Source organism: Streptomyces sp. RG80 (assembly GCF_040446465.1).
Classification (GTDB): Bacteria; Actinomycetota; Actinomycetes; order Streptomycetales; family Streptomycetaceae; genus Streptomyces.
On sequence record NZ_JBEAAJ010000003.1, the window covers coordinates 549,502 to 567,245 of the forward strand.

Genomic DNA, 17,744 nt, shown 5'->3' on the forward strand with positions numbered 1-17,744 from the left:
CTGGTCGCGCCGTTCCCCGCGCCCCTTCGGGGGCGCTACCAGCGCCGTGTCCGAAATCCGCCAGCCCCGTCCCTGCCCAGGCCGCACACTGGACTGTGTGATGGACGAAGACAGCAGGTACGAGGCGGTGCGGAGCCGGGACGGGCGGTTCGACGGGGAGTTCTTCTTCGCCGTCGAGACGACCGGGATCTACTGTCGGCCCAGTTGCCCCGCCGTCACGCCGAAGCGGCGCAATGTGCGGTTCTTCGCGACGGCCGCCGCCGCGCAGGGCTCCGGATTCCGGGCCTGCCGGCGGTGCCGGCCGGACGCCGTGCCGGGGTCCGCGGAGTGGAACGTACGGGCCGATGTCGTGGGGCGCGCGATGCGGCTGATCGGCGACGGCGTCGTCGACCGGGAGGGCGTCGCGGGGCTCGCCGACCGGCTGGGCTACAGCGCCCGGCAGGTCCAGCGGCAGCTCACCGCGGAACTCGGCGCCGGGCCGGTCGCGCTCGCCCGCGCGCAGCGCTCGCACAGCGCACGCGTCCTGCTCCAGACCACCGAGCTCCCGGTCACCCACATCGCCTTCGCCGCCGGTTTCGCCAGCGTGAGGCAGTTCAACGACACCATCCGCTCGGTGTACGCCTCGACCCCGAGCGAGCTGCGCGCCGCCGCGCCCGCCTCCCGCCGTACCGCCACCCCGGCGGCCGGCGTCCCGCTGCGGCTCGCCTACCGCGGCGCGTACCAGGCGGGCGCCCTCTTCGACGTGCTCGCCGCCGAGGCCGTCCCCGGCGTCGAGGAGGTCGGCGGCCCGAGCGGCAGGCGCACCTACCGGCGCACCCTGCGGCTGCCGTACGGCACCGGGATCGTCGCCGTCGACGAGCGGCCCCGCGGATGGCTCGACGCCCGGCTCCACCTCACCGACCTGCGCGACCTGACCACCGCCGTACAGCGGCTGCGGCGCCTGTTCGACCTCGACGCCGATCCCTACGCCGTCGACGAACGGCTCGGCACCGACCCGCGGCTCGCCCCGCTGGTCGCGGCCCGGCCGGGACTGCGGTCGCCGGGAGCCGCGGACCCGGAGGAGCTCGCGGTGCGGGCGCTGGCCGGACCGGCGGCGGAGCGACTGGTGCGGCGGTACGGCAAGGCGCTCGACGCGCCCTGCGGCACCCTCACCCACCTCTTCCCCGAACCCGCGGTCCTCGCCGAGGCCGAGCCCGACGGCACCCTCGGCGCACTCACCGCCGCCCTCGCCGACGGAGCCGTCCGCCTGGACCCCGGCGCCGACCGCGACGAGGCACAGGCGGCGCTGCTCGCCCTGCCCGGCATGGACCCCCGTACCGTCGCCGTCATCCGCACCCGTGCCCTGGGCGACCCCGACGTGGCCCCGCCCGGCCCGGACAACGCCCTGGACATCCCCGACAGCTGGCGCCCGTGGCGCTCGTACGCCGTACAACACCTGCGCACCGCAGGGGAGTTGGAGTCCCGATGAACACCTCGCCGCCCACCCCGACACCCACCCACTGGACGACCGTCGACAGCCCCGTCGGCCCGCTCCTGCTCACCGCCACCCCGGTCGGCGTCCTGACCTCCCTGTCGGTGCCGGGGCAGAAGGGCGGCCGTACCGTCCAGGACGGGTGGACGCACGACCCCGCCCTCTTCCGGGAGGCCGAGGAGCAGCTCGCGGCGTACTTCGCCGGTGAGCTGAAGGAGTTCCGGCTCCCGCTGCGCACCGAGGGCACGGAGTTCCGCGAGCGGGTCTGGGCGGCCCTCGACGACGTCCCCTACGGCGGTACGACGACGTACGGCGCGATCGCCGCGCGGATCGGCGCGCCCAGGGCCGCGGTGCGGGCGGTCGGCGGCGCGATCGGCGCCAACCCGCTGCTCCTCGTCCGGCCGTGCCACCGGGTGATCGGGGCGGACGGGTCCCTGACGGGGTACGCGGGCGGACTGGAGTGCAAGACGACGCTGCTAACCCTCGAGGGTGTCCTCTAGACCCCAGCTGTGGATCCGCCGGGGATGGATCCGGATGACCTCCTCGCTGAAGTGCGGTCCCAACTCGTGCGGTCCGACGAGGAGTTCGGCCTCACCGCGGATGTCGATGCCACGGACCGTCCAGGGGCGCAGGCTGACGATGTCGTCGACGACCAGGGCGACCTTGGGGTTCTCCCGGAGGTTGCGCCACTTCTTGCTGTGGCCCATCTGGTAGCCGCCGACCAGGATCGTCCCGTCGTCCTGCGGGAAGAAACCGACCGGGTTCGCCTGCGGCTGCCCGTGGGGGTCCACCGTGGCGAGCCGCCCCAGTCGCTGCGACTTCAGATACGCCCGCTCGGCCTCGCTGAATTCGGTCATGACGTCACCCAAGCACGCCCGCCGGGCCCGGCACATCGGCTCCCGGGCCTAGGGCCGCGGCCCTACGCCGTAGCGCTACGCCACAGCCCCGCACCCCCGCGTCACCCCCACAGCACCACCCCCAGCCACGCGCCCGCGATCAGCAGACAGGTGAACAGCTCCGCCAGCACGCTGGAGCCGCCCGAGCGCATCACCGTGCGCAGGGCCGCCGTCGCCTCGGCGTGCCGACCGAGACGGAGGCGTTCGTGCACGTAGACGCCGGCCATGAAGCCGGGGATCGCGCCCAGCACCGGGACCAGGAAGAAGCCGAGGAACGCGCCGATCCCGGCGTACACGCCCATCCGGGGAGTGGCGCCGCTGGTGCGAAGACGGCGGGGCGGCAGCGCCCAGCGCACCACCTGGGACAGGAACAGCACGACCGTGGCCCCCACCAGCACCCACCAGGCGACCGGTCGGGGATCCTTCAGCGCCCACCACGAGACCGCGGCCCACACGAGCCACGACCCCGGCACCCCGGGCACCAGTACTCCGCACAGGCCGAGCAAGAGCACGAGGCCGACCAGCAGGAGATCCCACGCTCCCATCTGTCCAGGGTGCCGGAGAGCGGAAGAACCCGCAGGTCAGATGGGCGCGCCCGAGTCAGCTCGGTGACCGTCGGGCAGGTCGAGGACCGACCGTTCGACGACCACAGCGCGGCGACAGGAAAGCAGGTCACACTCAGGACCGACCTGACCGACGCGAACGGCGACTCGGTCACTCGTACGTCGCCGGGCGGTTCTCCCGTGGGGGGTGGGACCGCCCGGCGACCTGTTTCGCAACACCGTTCGAGGAGTCACGCGCGGCGGGATTTTCCGGATGCCCCGTTTTCATACGGCCCGTGCGGTGGACAATTAGGGGCATGAGCCAGCAGGGGGGAAAGCCCACCGGTCACGAGGACGACTGGTGGGGGCAGCTGTACGACGAAACCACCGAGGACGCGGGCCCCACACCCGCGCCGGACACCCTGGACGACAGGTTCGCCTCGGCGGCGGGGGCGGTGGGCGAGGGGGTTCCCGCACCGCGGGCGTCCACGGAATCACCGGCGTTCGACCGCCTCTCGGGCAACCCCCCGGAACACGAACCGGCACCGGCTCCGGGTCAGGGGCCGGGACAGGGACCGACAGCGGCACCGGGACCGGCCCCGGGACAGCCGGCATCGACAGCGGCGCCGCGTGACGCCGAACCCCCGCGCCCTGCCGACCCGCCCCCCGCCCCCGCCGACCGTCCTCCCTCCACCGACCCGCCCCCGGTCCGCACACCCACCCGCGTCGACCTCCCCACGCTCCCTCCCACCCCCCTCGACTACGTCGGCTCCGGCCCCCCGACCTACGACGCCGAGCCCACCGCCCTCCCGCCCGCGGACCCCGACGACCTGGACGATCTCGTCGCCGACACCGTCCTGGACGGCGCCCGGTACGGCAGCAGCACCCTGCGCGCCGCCTCCGTCCGGGGCGACTCCGCCCGCTTCCGTGGCGAACCGCGCCGGGACTCCCTGCTCACCGCCCGCTTCGGCACCGGCGAACACGCCCTCGTCCTGGTCGCGATGGCCACCGGCGCCCGTGCCACCCCCGGCGCGCACCGCGCCGCCGCCGAGGCCTGCCACTGGATCGGCCGGGCCGTCGGCCGCAGTCACGCACGGCTCGCCGAGGACCTCCGCGCCGCCCGCCGAGGCGACCTGAAGTCAGGCCTGCACCGTCTCACCGACCGCAGTCTCGGCAAACTCCGTGCCAGCGCCGCCGAGCAGGGCATCGACCCGGAGGAGTACTCCGCCACCCTGCGCTGTCTGCTCCTGCCGGCCGACACGGACTGCCGTACCCGTGTCTTCTTCGGCGTCGGCGCGGGCGGACTGTTCCGGCTCAGGGAGGGCGAGTGGCAGGACATCGAGCCGCGGGTCTCCGACATCGCCGGCGAACCCGTCGTCGGCTTCGGCTCGCTGCCCGCCGAGACCCCCGAGGGCGACCGGCTCACCATGGACCTAGGCATCCCCACCCCGCCGAGCCCGTACGAGGCCGCCCCCGCCCCGCCCCGCGAACCCTTCCGCTTCCGCGCCTCGGTAGCCCGCCCGGGTGACACGCTCCTGATGTGCAGCAGCGGCCTCGCGGAGCCGTTGCGCGGCGAACCGGAGCTGGGCGAGTACCTCACGAGCCGGTGGTCAGGACCCACCCCGCCCGGCCTCGCCGCGTTCCTCGCCGACACCCAGGTCCGGGTGAAGGGGTACGCCGACGACCGTACGGCCGCCGCCGTGTGGGAGGCGTAACCGGTCCCCTTGTGGATTGATGGACCCAAGGGAGACCCCGAGGACACCAGAGGGGCATGGATCCATGGCCAAGCAGAACGTCGCCGAGCAGTTCGTCGACATCCTCGTCCGCGCCGGAGTCGAGCGCCTCTACGGCGTCGTCGGCGACAGCCTCAACCCGGTCGTCGACGCCGTACGCCGCAACTCCGCCATCGACTGGGTGCACGTCCGGCACGAGGAGACCGCCGCCTTCGCCGCGGGCGCCGAGGCCCAGATCACCGGGAAGCTCACCGCCTGCGCGGGCTCCTGCGGTCCCGGCAACCTCCACCTCATCAACGGCCTCTACGACGCCCACCGCTCCATGGCCCCGGTCCTCGCCCTCGCCTCGCACATCCCCTCCAGCGAGATCGGGCTCGGGTACTTCCAGGAGACCCACCCCGACCAGCTGTTCCGCGAGTGCAGCCACTACAGCGAGCTCATCTCCAGCCCGAAGCAGATGCCACGGCTGCTCCAGACCGCCATCCAGCACGCGATCGGCCGCTCCGGCGTCAGCGTCGTCTCCCTGCCCGGCGACATCGCCGACGACCCCGCCCCGGACCAGCCGCTCCAGACCGCCCTCGTCACCTCCCGGCCCACCGTCCGCCCCGGCGACACCGAGATCGACCGGCTCGTCGAGATGATCGACGCGGCCGACAAGGTCACCCTCTTCTGCGGCAGCGGCACCGCCGGCGCGCACGCCGAGGTCATGGAGTTCGCCGAGAAGATCAAGTCCCCGGTGGGACACGCGCTGCGCGGCAAGGAACACATCCAGTACGACAACCCCTACGACGTCGGCATGAGCGGGCTGCTCGGCTACGGCGCCGCCTACGAGGCCACCCACGAGTGCGATCTGCTGATCCTGCTCGGCACCGACTTCCCGTACAACGCCTTCCTGCCCGACGACGTGAAGATCGCCCAAGTCGACGTCCGGCCCGAGCACTTGGGCCGCCGTTCCAAGCTCGACCTCGCGGTGTGGGGCGATGTGAAGGAGACCCTGCGCTGTCTGACGCCCCGGGTGCGGGCCAAGTCGAACCGGCGTTTCCTCGACAAGATGCTCAAGAAGCACGCCGACGCGCTGGAGGGGGTGGTGAAGGCCTATACCCGCAAGGTCGACAAGCACGTCCCGATCCACCCCGAGTACGTGGCCGCCGTACTCGACGAACTCGCCGACGACGACGCCGTGTTCACCGTCGACACCGGCATGTGCAACGTCTGGGCCGCCCGCTACATCTCGCCCAACGGGCGCCGCCGCGTCATCGGTTCCTTCTCGCACGGTTCGATGGCCAACGCGCTGCCGATGGCGATCGGCGCGCAGTTCACCGACCGTCGGCGACAGGTCGTGTCGATGTCCGGCGACGGCGGATTCAGCATGCTGATGGGCGACTTCCTGACCCTGGTGCAGTACGACCTCCCCGTGAAGGTCGTCCTCTTCAACAACTCCTCGCTGAGCATGGTGGAGTTGGAGATGCTGGTCGCCGGCCTGCCCTCGTACGGCACCACCAACAAGAACCCCGACTTCGCCGCCGTGGCCCGCGCCTGCGGTGCCCACGGCGTACGCGTGGAGAAGCCCAAGCAGCTGGCCGGCGCGCTGAAGGAGGCGTTCCGGCACAAGGGCCCGGCCCTCGTCGACGTCGTCACCGATCCCAACGCGCTGTCCATCCCGCCGAAGATCAGCACCGAGATGGTGACCGGCTTCGCCCTGTCCGCCTCCAAGATCGTGCTCGACGGCGGCGTGGGGCGGATGCTCCAGATGGCCCGGTCCAACCTGCGCAACGTCCCCCGGCCTTAGGGGCCTAATCCTCCGACGCCCAGCGGCGGTTGACGTAGTCGTACGCGTACTGCGGCAGCCTCTTGTCGCCGGTCGTGCGGAACGGGGCGCCGTTGTCGGTGATGCGGGCGGTGCCCTTGCGGCCCTGGGAGGACCAGTCCAGTTCGAGGTACCAGCTGCAGTCGCAGGTCACCGTGCGCGCGGTGACCAGCAGGATCTCCGGGTCCTCGGCGGAGACCCGGTAGGGCATCCGCATCGCCGGGATCACGTTCTCGCCGTCGTGCCCCGCCTCCGAGCGGGCCACCGGCCGGTCCGCGTCCAGGTCCACCGAGAACGAACGAGGTGTGAGCGCGCCGCCGCAGCCGTTGTCCATGGCGTACGAGTTGCCCCCGGCCGGGGCCGCGCGACCGACGACCCGCACCCGGAGCGCCTCGAGGACCACGGCCGTGGAGCTGCGCCCCTGCACGGAGATCTGGACCATGGTGTCGCCGCCGTGCAGCGCGCCCTGCGCCGCCGCCCAGGCCGCGGCGTCCTGCGCGGTCGGGGGCGGCGGGACCTGGGCCGGAGGTTTGTCGACGACGTACTGGTGGCCGCAGCCGGCGTTCCAGACATGGGAGTTGACGGTCCAGGCCAGGGGCACGGCGGCGCCCGGGTCCGCGCCACCGGTCGGGCTGCCGGGGTCCTTGGCGGACGGGGCCGGGGCCGGTCCGCCCTTGCCGGGGGAGGCGGACGGCGAGCTCCGGTCCGGGGAGGGGGAGGGGCTCTTCGACTTCTTCGAGGAGGAGGGGTCCGGTGAGTTGGGCGCCGCCGAGGTCGTGACCGCCGGGTCGGTGGGGCGTACAGCGTCGGCGGAGGGGGAACGGTCGTTCGACAGCGCTGACAGACCGGCGAGCGTGGCGGCCGACGCGACGGCGACGGCCGTCGTCACGAGCACCCTGCGCCGGCGGTACCAGGGGAGAGGACGGGGAGGGACACCCAGATTCGTGACGGGGTCGGCCTCCAGGACCGGGCTCGGATCCGGCGCCGGATCCGGCTCGACGGCGGACGAGGTGGACGCGGGCTCGGGCTCGGTGGCGGGCGTGGGCTCGGGGTACGACTCGACGGGCGGTACGGGCACGGGCTCGGCTTCCGCCGCCAGTTCAGGCCCGGCCACCGCCACCGGCTCGGGCACCACCTCCGACCCGGTCCCGGTCGCCGCCTCGCCCTCCGTCCCGTCCTCCGCCCCCGGCACCCGAGGCCTCTGTCGCGCCGCCACCGCGAGCAGCCAGCGCCGGTGCAGCTCCAGCCGCTCCTCCGGAGCCGCCCCGCACAGCGCGGCGAAGCGCTCCACGGGGGCGAAGTCGAGCGGCACCGCGTCGCCGGCGCAGTAGCGGTGCAGTGTCGAGGTGTTCATGTGCAGCCGGCGGGCCAACTGGCCGTAGCTGCGGTCGGTGCGTTCCTTCAACCCTGTGAGCAGCGCCGCGAACTCCCTGACGTCATCCTGTCCTGACAACGTTCCCCCTGTGTCTCCCGGACCCGTGTCCCCATCCCAGGCACCCCATATACCTGCACGTCAGACGGGCTGGGATGGTTCCACCGTGGTGGATCGGGCGCCGGCTGTTGCGCAGGCCGCCTGTGACGGCTGATGCTCTTGGTGTCGCACCGACCGGGCCGGACCGACCATCCGCCGTCGGCGGCGTCTCACATCCAAGCACTCACTCGTACACGGGGGACACCCATGCCCATGCGCACCCGAGTTGGCGCCCTGTTCGCAGTCGCCGCCACGGGCCTCGCCCTCGGCGCGACGCTCGCCGCACCGGCGGACGCCGCACCGACGACCACGCCGAAGTTCCTGTCGGCGGCCCAGCTGCCGCCGCACCCCTCGTCCGACTGGAAGGCCGGCAAGGTCACCGACGGCGTCCCGGACGAACTCCTGAGCTGTGTGCGGGAGACGATGCCCGGCTACGACTCCCGCTACCGCTCGTTCACCACGGATCTGGAGACCAACGCCCAGCAGCTCACGATCGTCGTGGGCAGCGCCGCCAAGGCCAAGGCGCTCGCCACCCGCCTCGACAAGGACATGCGCTCCTGCGCCACGCGCATCGAGCAGGCCGACCCGGAGGTCGAAGCCACCTACAAGAGCTACGGCAAGCTGCCGGTGGAGGAGGGCGCCCGCGTCCACGGCCTGCACACCGAGGCCTCCTGGGGCGCCACCGACATCCACCTGCTGTCGGTCGGCCGGGACGGGCGGACCGTCACCGTCGTCCAGTGGGGGCAGATGGGCGACTTCGACGACGCACCGGTGAAGGCGTTCAAGAAGACGACGACCACCGCGGTCGCCAAGCTCTACTGAGACCAACCGAAGAAGCGGAGCCGCCCTCCTGCGACGGGGGTACGGGAGGGCGGCTTCCGCTGTGTGACATCCGGTGCGCGAGCGGCGGATTCAGGCCAGATTCAAAGGCGGGCGAAGGTCCGCCGCGCCCCGGCGTCCAGGACCAGCGGCCCCACCGCTTCGTCGGGTACGGCCGGTTCGGCAGACGGGGGTAGACGGAACGACCGACGCCCGCGGTCCTCGCGTCGCCCCGGTGTGGAGGTCCGAACCCATTCCGTGGCACCGGGTCGGCCGTCGCCCGCGAGGGCAGATGCACCGGCCCGCCTCCGCTCCTGGCGGGGCGCGGGTCCGCGGGCTGCCACCGTCGACGCGGGCGACCGGGGTGCCGAACAGCGGACGGACCAGGTGGGCGGGTGCCATGGACGCCTTCCCGGCCGCCAACCGGAACCCGCGGATCGACCAGCGGTTTCCCCGCGCCCGGGCCTCGTCCCGGCGGGTCGGCCGCCGAGCGGCACAGGTCACCCGCCGCAACCGTGGGCACGCGCGCCCCGCCCCGACCGCGCCGCACGGACCGTCTCGCACGGCGCCCCGGCCCCATCCGCACCGCATGCCGGCCGCCCCGCCCTGCGCCCCGAGGCGCCGGGACAGCGCCGCTCCGCCCTCCTTCCGGCGCCGCCCAACCATGGCCGAACACCTGGTCGTTGACGATTCGACATGACTGCCGCCGGTCCGACGGGGCATGGATCCCGTGAACGTGTTCGAGCAGGAGGGGAACCGACATCGGCACGCGGGCGGGGGTCATGAAGAGGCAGGCGCGAGGAGGCGGTCCCATGGCGATCGGGGCCTTCTCGGCACAGACAGTGGAGGAAGTGACCGCGGGCGCCGGGGAACAGGGGCAGGCGCCTCAGCTCAGGCGCAGACTCGGGCGGGCGGATCTGCGGGCGGTGCCCGAAGTCCGCCGGGCCCTGCGTGAGTTGCTACGGCAATGGGGGAGGCCCGGGCGATCGGAGATAGCGGAACTGCTCACCAGTGAGCTCGTCACCAACGCACTCGTCCACACCGACCACGACGCGGTACTGACGGCCACCGTCGGACCCGGTGGACTCCGGGTCGAGGTACGGGACTTCGTGGCCCGCCGGCCCAGACTGCGCGTACCGAACGCCGACGACGGTACGCACGGCCGGGGCCTGGTCCTCGTCCAGTCCCTCGCGGACGCGTGGGGTGTACGGGCCCACGGGGTGGGCAAGTCGGTCTGGTTCGAACTCGACGCCGGGGCCGTGTAGGGCAAACGGGAGGGGGTACGGCCGCCTGGCCGTACCCCCTCCCGTGGTGCCCGAAGGCTCTAGCCGAACTGCTGCTCGAGGTCCTTGAGCTTGCGCTCCAGGGAGTCGAGGCGCGGCAGGGCCATGGTGTCGTCCTCCGAGGTGAGGTCGACGGTGATGGGGTCAGAATTTTTGCGGACGGGCTGAAGAGACGGCCGTGAGCGCACGGGCAGTTGCTCCGGCGTCGATATGGCAGGCTCCGCGGAGACCATGTCGGAGCCCCGCTCCAGGGCCTGGGTCTCTCCCGAGCGACCGCCACCGCGGCCGATGAATCCGCGGTGACCGCGGCTGATGGCCTTGAGCTGGGCGCGCTCCAGGCGCTCCTGCTCGCGGCGGCGCAGTCGGGCGGTCTCCTTCTGGCGCTTGTCCTCGCGGACCTCGTCGACCGCCTCGTCCAGGCTGCGCACGTTCTCCAGCAGCATCAGCGACCAGGCCTTGTAGGTCTCGCGAGGCGCCCGCAGCCAGCGGACGATGCGGATCTGCGGCAGTGGACGCGGCACCAGACCCTGCTCGCGCAGGGCGGCCCGGCGGGTCTGCTTCAGCGCGCGGTCGAAGAGGACGGCCGCGGAGAGGGACATGCCGGCGAAGAAGTGCGGGGCACCCGCGTGGCTGAGGCCCCGGGGCGCGTGCACCCAGTTGAACCAGGCCGCGGCACCCGCGAACGTCCACACGAGTATCCGGGAGCCGAGGGCCGCGTCGCCGTGGCTGGCCTCGCGCACCGCGAGCACCGAGCAGAACATGGCCGCGCCGTCGAGGCCGAACGGCACCAGGTACTGCCAGCCGTTGTCGAGGCCCAGGTTCTGCTCACCGAAGCCGACCAGGCCCTTGAAGGAGAGCGCGGCCGCGACCGCGGCGCAGCAGAAGAGGAGGACATAGGAGGCGGTGCCGTATATGGCTTCCTTGCGCCTGCGGCGTTCCTCGCTGCGTTCCCAAGAGTCCTCGGTCTTCGCATGCTCCCCGCCGGACCGCTTGCCGCGCGCCAGCACCGCCATCGCTGCCAGCATGCCCAGGAGCAGTACGGCGCCCGGAAGCAACCAGTTCAGCGATATGTCGGTCAGTCTCATCTGGGGTCCCTTGCATTGGGATAGGGCGTAACGCCCGCCATAGTGGCCCAATCCCACTGGCCCTCAGGGGGTTTCGGGGCAAGAGGCCGCCAAGGAGGTGCAAGGGAATGCCCAGGGCGGCGTTCTGCTCGAACTGCCGCGTGAGGGGCGGGAGTTGAGTTCGAATAAGACTACCCGTACGGGTGGTTCCACGGAAAGTTCCTGCGGCAGGTGAGGAAATTGTGAATCGCCTGTAACCGAGTGGCAGCCCTGTTCGCGGATGATCTTACGGGACGTTCGGTTCCGCCTCTGCCCCAGGGGTGCTCAACTGGCGGCTTCGGCCAGCAGTTTGACGACCCGGTCGGCGTCGCAGGTGCGCGGACAGGTCGCGCAGGTGTCCTCGGGCTCCAGGGTGTAGTACATGCAGCAGCTGGCCCGGTCCCGGGTCGGCAGCGCCTCGCCGCGCGGTCCCGTCAGCTGCCGGAAGGCCGCCGCGCCCACGTACGGCGTGGTCGAGCCCGGCAGCAGCAGCTCGAGCTCCCGCCGGGCCCGGGCCTGCTCGCTCTCGCCGAGCAGCTGGGCGACGTACCAGAGGCTCTCCACGATCTCGTCGGTCACCATGCCCCACAGCGCCCGTCCGCGGCGCCGCGTCCGCGGCCCGAAGCCGCCGAGCACGGGCTCCATGTGCTCGGCTATCGCCTCCCGCACCTCGGCCCGCAGCGCCTCCTCGTCGGCGACGACCCGGGCGCCGGGCAGTGCGGCGGCGGGGTCGCCGGGCAGGCAGGCGAAGGCGCCGGTGCGTACGGCGAAGGCCATCGGGCCCGCCGTCCGGTCGTACGAGACATGCGTCACGGGCAGGCGCGGCACCCGGCGGTGCAGGAACCACGGCGCGGTGATCAGCAGACAGGCCGGCCAGGCGTACCGGTGCAGCCCGAAGCTCGCGATGACGTCCGGGCGGCCGCTTCGCCCGTGGTCCCGCAGCACCTGTGCGTCGTCCCACGCCAGAAAGGCCTCGAGGCCGGCCCCGCCCTCCGCGAGCGAGGCGGCGGTGACCCAACCGCCACCCCGGGGGGCCTGTTCCCCGCTGTCCAGCTCCGCGACGGTCAGTCCCGGGTAGACCTCGGTCAGACGGTTGTAGGCGTCCGTGAGGGCCGAGGTGCGCACGGTCATGCGGGGCCACCGATCCAAGACAGTTGTGACGACTGTTTTGAAGGTAAGCCTAACCTTACCCAAGATCGTCGGGATTTGAACCAGGCGCATCTGCGCCTAAGGTGCTTGACGGACGAGTAACAACCCGCCGTAATGACCCCAAGTACCGACACGTCCGGAGGAGGACCCCGTGGAGCAGGGCACGCAGGGCTTCACCGGGACCGGGCTTCCGCGGGCGGTACGGGTGCCGCCGCAGATGATGGCGGCGGACGTGGACCGGGAGCGGGGCGGACCGACCGGTCCCGCCGCCGGTGCGGTCAGCGGTGAACACACCCGCGGTGAGCACACCCACGGCGAGCGGGCGCGTGCCGAGCGGCCCCCCGCGGAGCGGCCCATCCGTCCCGTCGTGCAGCGGTCCTCCGTCCGCGGTCAGATCCTCGACGCGCTGCGCACCGCGCTGGTCTCCGGCGAGCTGGTCCCCGGCGAGGTCTACTCCGCGCCCGTCCTCGGCGACCGCTTCGGGGTGTCCGCGACGCCGGTCCGTGAGGCCATGCAGCAGCTCGCGCTGGAGGGGGCCGTCGAGGTCGTGCCCAACCGCGGGTTCCGGGTGGTGGAGCGGGGTGCGCGCGAGCTCGGTGAGCTGGCCGAGGTGCGGGCCCTGATCGAGGTCCCGGTGCTGCTGCGACTGGCTCGTACCGTGCCCGCCGAGCGGTGGGCGGAGCTGCGGCCGCTCGCGGAGGCGACGGTACGGGCGGCCTCCGGCGGCTGCCGGGCCACGTACGCCGAGACCGACCGCGCCTTCCATCGCGCGGTCCTCGCCCTTGCCGGCAACCAACAGCTCGTCCAGGTCGCCGACGACCTCCACCGCCGCGCGCAGTGGCCCCTCGGCGGCGGCCCGGGCTCACGCGGTCGCGCGGAACTCGTGGCGGACGCGGCGGAACACACCGCGCTGCTGGACGCGTTGATCGCCGGGAACGTGGACGTGGTGCGGGCGCTGGTGGGGGAGCACTTCAGGGGCGGGAACTGAGGGGTTTCGCCCCCGCCGCCCTTACTCACCCCCTGCTTCAGGCCGTCGCCGCCGGTGGTGGGGCCAGTTGGCGTGACAGCCAGGTCGGGACACCGCCCAGCAGTCGGTACAGCCGTCGCGCCTCCTCCCGCAACCGCGAGGCCTCCGGCTCGACTTCCGCGTCGGCCAGGGACGCCAGCGCCGGAGCCGTCCCGACCAGGTACCCCAACTCTTCCCGGATCCGCAGCGATTCGGCGAACCCGTGCCGCGCCTCCGCCAACTCCCCGTCCCGCAGGGCGAGTCCGGCGAGATGGCGCCAGGTGAAGGAGAGCAGCAGCGGATCGGCGTGCGCCACCGCGCCCGCGTGCGCCCGCCGGTACGCCGCGCGAGCGGCCTGCGGCGAACGGGACAGGTTCTCCGCGAGCAACCCGCGCCGGAAGTCCAGCAACGCCCGCCCCGGAGCCCCCGGAGCGATCAGCGCCGCCGCCCGCCCGAGCGCGGCCCGCGCCTCGTCGGCCCGGTCCCGCACCTGGTGCAGCGTGGCCGCGTACGCAAGTTGCCCGCGTTCACAAGCGGCCGCACCCCGCTCGTCGTCGGTGTGCGCCATCGCCTCGGCGATACGCAGCGCGTCCTCGGCGTCCTGCCAGCCCTGCTCGGTGTAGAGACATCGCTCGACCAGCAAGGACGCCCGTTGCAACGCGGCATCCGCCTCCACCGGCTGGAGCAGCGCAGCCGCGTCGGCCCAGCAGGCGCGTGAGCGCAACCGCCATACCGCGGTCTGGAGTGGATCGTCAGGGGTCGTTCCGTTACCAGACATGGCGGTATACGCCACCTCGCCCTCCCCGGCACACCATTGAGCTGTTGAGTGGTGGCCGCATCTCAGCACGAATTCCGTGGCTCGGCCAAGGGGGTGGGTGAAGGATTTCACAAAGTCGTGGGATCCCTGGCCCCGCCAGGTTTCAGCTCATCCTCAACGCCAGGAAGAAATCCAGCTTGTCCTCCAGCCTCGAAAGATCACGACTCGTCAACTGCTCGATCCGGCCGACCCGGTAGCGCAGCGTGTTGACGTGCAGGTGGAGACGGGTCGCACAGCGGGTCCACGAGCCGTCGCAGTCGAGGAAGGCCTCCAGGGTCGGGATCAGCTCCGCGCGGTGGCGGCGGTCGTAGTCGCGCAGCGGGTCCAGCAGACGGGCCGTGAAGGCCCTGCGGACGTCGTCCGGGACGAACGGCAGCAGCAGGACGTGCGAGGCCAGCTCCTGGTGGCCCGCCGCGCACACCCGGCCCGGCCGCGCCGCCGCCACCCGGCGGGCGTGCCGCGCCTCCTCCAGGGCGCCCCGCAGCCCCTCCGCCGAGTGCACGGCCGCGCTCACGCCGAGGGTGACCCGGCCGTCGTCGTCCAGACCGGCGGCCAGGGGGTCCCGTACGGACTCCAGGAGCACGTCGGCGAGGATGCCCGCCTCGGAGCCGTCGTGCTCGGTCGAGACGGCCGGCAGCGGGACCAGCGCGATGGCCTCGTCACCCGTGTGGGCCACGGCGAGCCGGTCGGAGTGCTCGGGCCCGGCGGACAGCGGGTCGACGAGGATCTCCTCGAGCAGCGACTGGGCGACCGCGCCGCCCTCGATGTCGCCGCCGTCCCACTCGACCCGGGCGACGACGACCTGCCAGTGCGGGGCCGCCCCGAGGCCGGGCAGCAGGACGGGCGCGGCCACCCGAAGGCGCGCGGCGATCTCGGCGGGCGCGGCACCCGTCTGGACCAGCTCCAGGACCTCCTGTGCCAGCCGGCGACGGACCGTACGGGCCGCATCCCTGCGGTCCCGTTCCACCGAGATCAGCTGGGTGACGCCCTGGAGGAGGTCCAGGCGCTCCTCGGGCCAGTCCCCGGCGTCCGCCTCGACGGCCAGCAGCCAGTCCGACAGCACCGTCTCCCGGACGTCCCGCGAGGCCTGCGGCGCGCGGCCGCTGCTGCGGACCGGGAAGAGCGAGTACGTCGTGGAGCCGAGCGTCAGCCGGTGCGGTCCGCGGCGGCCGGTGCGGGCGGCGGCCAGGTGCTCCGCCGCCAGCTTCGCGCACATGTCGGCCGGCAGCGCCGGGCCCGTGGTCTTCGAGCCCGCGATCAGCCGGCCCGTCGGCGACAGCACCCAGGCCCTGAGGTCCAGGTCCGAGCCGAGCAGGTCCAGGACCACGTCCGGGCCGCCGCCCGCCGGACCCGAGGTCATCATCCGGCGGTGCCGGTCGACGACCGCCGCGAGGTCCCCGGCGCGCTCGCCGGAGACCTGCCGTACGACGTGCTCGGTGATCGTCGCGAAGGCCACCGACTCGTGCACCGCGAACAGCGGCAGCCTGTTGCGGGCGCAGGCCAGCACGAGGTCGTCCGGGACGTCGCCCAGCTCGGCCTCACCGGCGGCCAGCGCGGCGACCCCGGCCTGCACCAGGATCCGTACGAACGCGTCGGAGTCCTCGGCGTCCCGGCGCCAGGCCAGACCCGTGAGGACCAGCTCCCCGCCCGAGAGATAGCGGCTCGGGTCCCGCAGGTCGGTGGTCATCACACCCCGCACGGTGCGGTCCAGCTCGTCCTCGCCGCCGAGCAGCCGCAGGCCCAGCGCGTCGGTGTCCAGCAGTGCGCGCAGCCGCATTCTCGTCGCCGCCGATCTTTGTCTCGAAATCTACGATGAACAGGGAGGGTGTCGTGGTGCCGGAGGCCCGTCGGACGGGCCGAAGATCACCGCTCCCGGTCTCCCGGGCTGTGTCCCAGGTCACGCCCACTGTGTCGCGCGTTTCCACAGGAAAACATGGAGGTTACTGAGGACCTCCGTTCATACGAATCTACAAGATGCCTGCCCCGACCAGCCAACTCCTTCAGAGTTTCCGTGACTGACCCGGTCGGAGCACGGCGCTGTGTACTGAGCCCACTCCGCGTAAACAGCACATGAACGAGCCGGGCCCGCCGCACACGATCTGGCTCAATCTGAACGACCCACGAGACGAAGAAGAGAGCCGGTCATGGACTTCCTTCGCCCCGCCAGCTGGGAGGAGGCGCTCGCCGCCAAGGCTGAGCACCCCACCGCTGTGCCCATTGCGGGCGGCACCGATGTGATGGTCGAGATCAACTTCGACCACCGGCGGCCCGAGTACCTGCTCGACCTGAACCGCGTCACCGACCTCACCGAGTGGGAGGTCGGCGAGGAATCGGTGCGGCTCGGGGCCTCCGTCCCGTACACGGCCATCATGGAGAACCTCCGCTCCGAGCTGCCGGGCCTGGCCCTGGCCTCGCACACGGTGGCCTCCCCGCAGATCCGCAACCGCGGCGGCGTCGGCGGCAACCTCGGCACCGCCTCCCCGGCCGGCGACGCCCACCCCGCGCTCCTCGCGGCCGGCGCCGAGGTCGAGGTCGAGTCGGTGCGCGGCAGCCGCCGTATCCCGATCGACGAGTTCTACACCGGCGTGAAGCGCAACGCGCTCGCCGCCGACGAGCTGATCCGGGCCGTGCACATCAACAAGGCCGACGGACCGCAGCAGTACTCCAAGGTCGGTACCCGCAACGCCATGGTCATCGCGGTGTGCGCCTTCGGGCTCGCGCTGCACCCCGAGACCCGGACCGTCCGTACGGGCATCGGCTCGGCGGCGCCCACCCCCGTGCGGGCGAAGACCGCGGAGGAGTTCCTGAACGCGGCGCTCGAAGAGGGCGGCTTCTGGGACAACGGAAAGATCATCACCCCGTCGGTCGCCAAGCAGTTCGCGGACCTGTGCTCCGCCGCCTGCAACCCGATCGACGACGTCCGGGGCACGGCGAGCTACCGCCGCCACGCGGTCGGCATCATGGCCCGCCGCACGCTGACCTGGACCTGGGAGTCGTACCGCGGCACCGCCGCCCGCTCGGAGGGAGTCGCCTGATGCGCGTCAACTTCACTGTCAACGGACGCCCGCAGGAAGCCGACGACGTCTGGGAGGGCGAGTCCCTGCTCTACGTGCTGCGTGAGCGCATGGGCCTGCCCGGCTCCAAGAATGCCTGCGAGCAGGGCGAATGCGGCTCCTGCACGGTCCGCCTCGACGGCGTGCCGGTGTGCGCGTGTCTCGTCGCCGCGGGCCAGGTCGAGGGCCGTGACGTCGTCACCGTCGAGGGTCTCGCGGACTTCGCCAAGCAGCGCGCCGAGCACGGCGGTTGTGCGTCCGGTGCCTGCGGTACGGCGGGCAAGTCCGGTACGTCCCTCAACGACGCCCAGCAGTGGGCCGCCAAGGGCCAGGACTCCCAGACCGGCGAGGGCACCGAACTCTCCCCGATCCAGCAGGCGTTCATCGACGCCGGCGCCGTCCAGTGCGGCTTCTGCACCCCCGGTCTGCTGGTCGCCGCCGACGAGATGCTGGAGCGCAACCCGAACCCGTCGGACGCGGACATCCGCGAGGCGCTCTCGGGTAACCTGTGCCGCTGCACCGGCTACGAGAAGATCATGGACGCGGTACGGCTCGCCGCGGCCCGCCAGTCCGAGCCTGAAGGGGTCTGACGCC

At 72.5% G+C, this 17,744-nt stretch carries 16 protein-coding genes; 9 read left to right on the forward strand and 7 right to left on the reverse strand.

The genetic code is table 11. The features are described from left to right. Nucleotides 1-100: 100 nt before the first annotated feature. Together ABKA17_RS12550 and ABKA17_RS12555 are read left to right on the forward strand one after the other, a co-directional pair. A complete protein-coding gene (locus ABKA17_RS12550) occupies nucleotides 101-1,468 on the forward strand; it encodes a DNA-3-methyladenine glycosylase 2 family protein (RefSeq protein WP_353692329.1) in 1,368 nt (455 codons plus the stop codon). Next, nucleotides 1,465-1,971 carry a methylated-DNA--[protein]-cysteine S-methyltransferase gene (locus tag ABKA17_RS12555; protein WP_353692060.1) on the forward strand — a complete coding sequence of 169 codons (507 nt, stop codon included), beginning with the start codon at nucleotides 1,465-1,467 and terminating at the stop codon, nucleotides 1,969-1,971. The genes ABKA17_RS12550 and ABKA17_RS12555 overlap by 4 nt, the downstream gene beginning before the upstream one ends. Here ABKA17_RS12555 and ABKA17_RS12560 read toward each other — a convergent pair. Beyond that, nucleotides 1,948-2,328, reverse strand: coding sequence for a PPOX class F420-dependent oxidoreductase (locus ABKA17_RS12560; protein ID WP_353692061.1), 381 nt, complete (start codon nucleotides 2,326-2,328; stop codon nucleotides 1,948-1,950). The genes ABKA17_RS12555 and ABKA17_RS12560 overlap by 24 nt on opposite strands. Before the next feature lie 101 nt (nucleotides 2,329-2,429). After that, nucleotides 2,430-2,912 (reverse strand): DUF456 domain-containing protein, encoded by a 483-nt coding sequence (locus ABKA17_RS12565; RefSeq protein ID WP_353692062.1) that lies wholly within the window; start codon nucleotides 2,910-2,912, stop codon nucleotides 2,430-2,432. A gap of 314 nt (nucleotides 2,913-3,226) precedes the next feature. Between ABKA17_RS12565 and ABKA17_RS12570 the strand changes: the two genes are divergently transcribed. Beyond that, the gene (locus ABKA17_RS12570; protein WP_353692063.1) at nucleotides 3,227-4,624 is read left to right on the forward strand and encodes a protein phosphatase 2C domain-containing protein; all 1,398 of its coding nucleotides are present in this window, start codon (nucleotides 3,227-3,229) and stop codon (nucleotides 4,622-4,624) included. 64 nt (nucleotides 4,625-4,688) lie between these two features. Continuing rightward, nucleotides 4,689-6,431, forward strand: a complete 1,743-nt coding sequence (locus tag ABKA17_RS12575; protein WP_353692064.1) for a pyruvate dehydrogenase — start codon at nucleotides 4,689-4,691, stop codon at nucleotides 6,429-6,431. Nucleotides 6,432-6,435: 4 nt separating this feature from the next. Here the strand turns inward: ABKA17_RS12575 and ABKA17_RS12580 are convergent, their stop codons facing one another. Beyond that, entirely contained in the window at nucleotides 6,436-7,902 is a 1,467-nt protein-coding gene (locus tag ABKA17_RS12580; RefSeq protein ID WP_353692065.1) for a helix-turn-helix domain-containing protein, read from the reverse strand. A 225-nt stretch (nucleotides 7,903-8,127) separates the two neighbouring features. Here ABKA17_RS12580 and ABKA17_RS12585 point away from each other — a divergent pair, with 225 nt between their 5' ends. Next, nucleotides 8,128-8,742 carry a hypothetical protein gene (locus ABKA17_RS12585; protein ID WP_353692066.1) on the forward strand — a complete coding sequence of 205 codons (615 nt, stop codon included), beginning with the start codon at nucleotides 8,128-8,130 and terminating at the stop codon, nucleotides 8,740-8,742. A gap of 809 nt (nucleotides 8,743-9,551) precedes the next feature. Further along, entirely contained in the window at nucleotides 9,552-10,004 is a 453-nt protein-coding gene (locus ABKA17_RS12590) for an ATP-binding protein (RefSeq protein ID WP_353692067.1), read from the forward strand. Between the two features lie 59 nt (nucleotides 10,005-10,063). On the opposite strand, the gene ABKA17_RS12595 is transcribed toward ABKA17_RS12590, so the two are convergent. Together ABKA17_RS12595 and ABKA17_RS12600 are read right to left on the reverse strand one after the other, a co-directional pair. Then, nucleotides 10,064-11,107, reverse strand: coding sequence for a DUF2637 domain-containing protein (locus ABKA17_RS12595; protein ID WP_353692068.1), 1,044 nt, complete (start codon nucleotides 11,105-11,107; stop codon nucleotides 10,064-10,066). A gap of 303 nt (nucleotides 11,108-11,410) precedes the next feature. Beyond that, nucleotides 11,411-12,256, reverse strand: a complete 846-nt coding sequence (locus ABKA17_RS12600; protein WP_353692069.1) for a (2Fe-2S)-binding protein — start codon at nucleotides 12,254-12,256, stop codon at nucleotides 11,411-11,413. A 169-nt stretch (nucleotides 12,257-12,425) separates the two neighbouring features. Between ABKA17_RS12600 and ABKA17_RS12605 the strand changes: the two genes are divergently transcribed. Further along, on the forward strand, nucleotides 12,426-13,262 hold the full coding sequence (locus ABKA17_RS12605; RefSeq protein ID WP_353692070.1) for a GntR family transcriptional regulator: 837 nt from the start codon (nucleotides 12,426-12,428) through the stop codon (nucleotides 13,260-13,262). Between the two features lie 37 nt (nucleotides 13,263-13,299). On the opposite strand, the gene ABKA17_RS12610 is transcribed toward ABKA17_RS12605, so the two are convergent. After that, the gene (locus ABKA17_RS12610; protein WP_353692071.1) at nucleotides 13,300-14,073 is read right to left on the reverse strand and encodes a hypothetical protein; all 774 of its coding nucleotides are present in this window, start codon (nucleotides 14,071-14,073) and stop codon (nucleotides 13,300-13,302) included. Nucleotides 14,074-14,200: 127 nt separating this feature from the next. Further along, on the reverse strand, nucleotides 14,201-15,874 hold the full coding sequence (locus ABKA17_RS12615) for a PucR family transcriptional regulator (protein ID WP_353692072.1): 1,674 nt from the start codon (nucleotides 15,872-15,874) through the stop codon (nucleotides 14,201-14,203). A 367-nt stretch (nucleotides 15,875-16,241) separates the two neighbouring features. Here ABKA17_RS12615 and ABKA17_RS12620 point away from each other — a divergent pair, with 367 nt between their 5' ends. Both ABKA17_RS12620 and ABKA17_RS12625 read left to right on the forward strand, forming a co-directional pair. Beyond that, nucleotides 16,242-17,132 (forward strand): FAD binding domain-containing protein, encoded by an 891-nt coding sequence (locus ABKA17_RS12620; protein WP_353692073.1) that lies wholly within the window; start codon nucleotides 16,242-16,244, stop codon nucleotides 17,130-17,132. Continuing rightward, complete coding sequence (locus ABKA17_RS12625; RefSeq protein ID WP_353692074.1) at nucleotides 17,132-17,740, forward strand: (2Fe-2S)-binding protein; 609 nt, start codon at nucleotides 17,132-17,134, stop codon at nucleotides 17,738-17,740. Before ABKA17_RS12620 ends, ABKA17_RS12625 begins: the two co-directional genes overlap by 1 nt. The last annotated feature ends 4 nt before the right edge of the window (nucleotides 17,741-17,744 follow it).